The sequence below is a fragment of the Micromonospora sp. S4605 genome, from assembly GCF_003176715.1.
GTDB lineage: Bacteria > Actinomycetota > Actinomycetes > Mycobacteriales > Micromonosporaceae > Micromonospora > Micromonospora echinaurantiaca.
On record NZ_QGSW01000457.1, the window covers coordinates 1 to 2,738 of the forward strand.

The following is a 2,738-nucleotide window of genomic DNA, read 5'->3' on the forward strand; positions in this document are numbered from 1 at the left end:
GCCCCGCGAGGACGGCGACCGCACGCGGGATCTTGACCGGCCAAAATCGCAGGTCAGAGGCTCCGATCAATGTGAGCCAGTTCCCGGGAAGGGAAACACGAGATGGCCCCAGCGATGCGTCCGCTCTGGACAGTTCCTCCCCGACGGTTGGCCGGCGCCACCGCCGTCGCGCTCGTGCTCGGCATGACGCCCCTGCTGGGCGCCGCGCCGGCCGCAGCCGCCCCACGACCCGCCCCCTGCAGCACCGACCCCACCGCCCGGCTGGCCGCCGTGCCCAGCCCGGAACAGGCCCTCGGCTTCCCCCTCGGCCTCGGCCAGGAGCGGGTGGTCAGCACCGACGAGATCCGCCGGTACCTCGGCGCCGTCGACGCCGCCTCCGACCGCGTCGTCACCGGCGTCCTGGGCACCAGCGTGCTCGGCCAGCCGCTGCCGTACGCGGTGGTGTCCACCGAGCGGAACGTCCGACCGGCCACCCTGCGGAAGATCGCCGACGACGTCCGCGACCTGCGGGATCCGCGCCGCACCTCGGCGCGGAAGGCGGCCGCGACCGCGGCCGGCGACCCGGCCATCGTCTGGGTCACCGGGAACGTGCACGGCGGCGAGAAGAGCGGCGCCGACGCCGCCCTCAAGACGCTCTACGAGCTGGCGTCGGGACTCTCCTGCGAGGTCGCCCGGCGCAACGACAACCTGGTCACCGTCATCGTTCCGACGCAGAACCCGGACGGTCGGGACGCCAGTCGGCGACAGAACGACTTCGGCTTCGACCTGAACCGCGACTGGTTCGCCCGCACCCAGCGGGAGACCGACAGCAAGCTGGAGCTGATGCGCCGGTACCCGCCGCAGGTGTTCATCGACGCGCACGAGATGGGCGGCCGGCAGTACTTCTTCCCGCCCAACGCCGATCCGATCCACCACGAGATCGCCGGTGAGGCGGTCGACTGGATCAACCGGATCGGCGAGGCCAACAAGGCCGGCTTCGGCTACAACGGCGCCTGCGGCGGCGCGGTCACCACCGAGTGCTACTTCAACTACTCCACCTACGACCTGTTCTTCATGGGCTACGGCGACACGGTGCCGGCCGCCGGCCTCGGCGCCGCCGGGATGACCTTCGAGAAGGGCAGCGCCTCGGCGGTGGCCGACCGGGTCCAGCAGCAGTTCCACACCCAGTGGTCCACCCTCGGCTGGGCGGCGGCGCACAAGCGTGAGCTGCTGACCGGCTACTTCCGGATCTGGACCGACGCGCTGGCCCAGGGCCGGGCCGGCGCGCTCGAGCCGAACGAGGTGGTCCAGCCCACCAACACTGTGCAGTTCCCGGTGCCGGACATCCGGATCCGCTCGTACTTCCTGCTGCCCGACCGGCAGCTCGCCGACGTGCGCCAACTGGTCGAGCGGCTGCGGCGGATGGACGTCGAGGTGTACGAGGTGCAGCGGCCGACCCGGTTGCCGACCGCGCGGATCTTCGGCGGACGCGGCGCCACCAACCTGACAGTGCCGAAGGGCGCGTACTGGATCCCGATGGACCAGCCGCAGAAGCACTGGATCCAGGCGATCATGGGCGAGGACCCGTACACCCCGTTCCCGTACTTCTACGACGTGTCGTCCTGGAGCAACCCGCTGCTGATGGGCGTGTCCACTGTCTACACCGGCGACGACGTCCGGCCCCCGGCCCGGCTGGTCCGGGAGATCACCGGCGGCCGCACCGCCTGGGCCGGGCCCACCGGCTCGTACGCGTACCCGCTGGACTCCGCCGCCGCCGCGGAGTTCACCTTCGCGCTGCTGCGCCGGGGCGTACCACTGGTGCGGGACCTGGACAGCGGCGTGGTCGGCCTGCCGGCGACCAGCCTGACCGGCGAGGTCGACCGGCTCGCCGGATCGCTCGGGGTGAGCCTGAGCCCCCGGCGCGGACCGGCCGCGGGCAGCCGGCTCGACCTGCCGGACGTGGGGCTGTTCCAGGGCACCGGCATCTCCACCACCGCCGGTTCGCACGGCGAGGCCCGCTACGTGCTCGGCAAGCGGTGGGGGCTGGAGCTCAAACCGGTGACCACTGCCGACATCAACGACAACACCGAGGCGTTCACCGGGCGCACCGTGCTGCTCGTACCGGACGGCAGCAGCCCGACCGGCGGCCTCACCGCCGCCGGGCAGGCGAACCTGCGGACCTGGATCGCCCAGGGCAACACCTACCTGGGGCTGCGCAACGAGGGCACCCGGATGGCCCGGGCCGCCGGGCTCACCTCCACCACCGAGCAGCCGAAGCCGACCGGCTACACGGTGATCGGCTCACACCTGCGGGTGGACGTCGACGGCGACAGCCCGGTCGCGCTGGGCCGCCCGGCGGAGGACTTCGAGTTCAACAACAACGACCCGATCCTGACCCCGAGCACCACCGGGACCAACGTGCTGCGCTACCCCAGCGGCGACACCTTCTGGGCCAACGGCTACACCGTCGGCGCGGACGCGCTGAAGGGGACGGTCGCGCTGGTCGACGAGCCGACCGGGGCCGGCCGGGCGGTGCTGTTCGCGTTCAACCCGCTGTTCCGGGCGTACAACGAGAACGGGCTGCACCTGGTCGCCAACGCGCTGCTGACGCCCGGCGGCGCGGCCGCGGCGGCCGATCACCATCGAGGTCGCCCCCGGCGACCTGGCCCGCACCCGGGCGGTCGTCGCCGGGTTCGGGATCACCAGGTAGGCCGAGCCGTTCGCCTCGGACACCCGGCTGTCACCGGTGAACCCGGCGA

General features: G+C 72.4%; 1 protein-coding gene. It reads left to right on the plus strand.

The window, feature by feature from the left end; all coding sequences use genetic code 11:
• Nucleotides 1-102: 102 nt before the first annotated feature.
• Nucleotides 103-2,738: M14 family zinc carboxypeptidase (locus DLJ47_RS34075; protein WP_199236121.1), on the plus strand; the 2,636-nt coding region annotated here is incomplete at its 3' end.